Raw genomic sequence first — 355 nt, 5'->3', positions numbered from 1 at the left:
GGTCGCCCGGACAGGTGTACCGGCCGCTCTGCGATCGTTCTGTTATCGATCTATAGACTGCCGATCCGGCAGTCTTGCAGCGCCGATTTAACAAAACCAACTAACGGATAACTAAGAACACCGCACTTGCAGCGATTCGACTCGGATCTGTGCAGGGCTTGATATTTTGAAGCCTGCGCGGCATGAAAAATGTGCGGTTCGACGCAAGTTTGTCGTGCGATGTACTGGATCTGTGAGCCAGTTTTGGCGACCCATTTGCGCAGCGCCTTGGAGATCATCTCGGGACCATTGTCGCAGCGGATGTGTTCCGGGATGCCGTGTAGGCACATCGCCTCCGCCAGCGCCTCGATCACGC

General features: G+C 56.1%; 1 pseudogene. It reads right to left on the bottom strand.

Going from position 1 to position 355, the window contains the following annotated elements:
• Positions 1-131 precede the first annotated feature (131 nt).
• Positions 132-355: pseudogene (locus MKL09_RS32360) on the bottom strand (IS3 family transposase); the annotation flags it as partial.

This window comes from Methylobacterium sp. J-048 (assembly GCF_022829515.1).
In the GTDB taxonomy this organism is placed as follows: domain Bacteria; phylum Pseudomonadota; class Alphaproteobacteria; order Rhizobiales; family Beijerinckiaceae; genus Methylobacterium.
The sequence above is the reverse complement of the archived record's forward strand: the minus strand, read 5'-3'. Positions and strand labels throughout refer to the sequence as shown.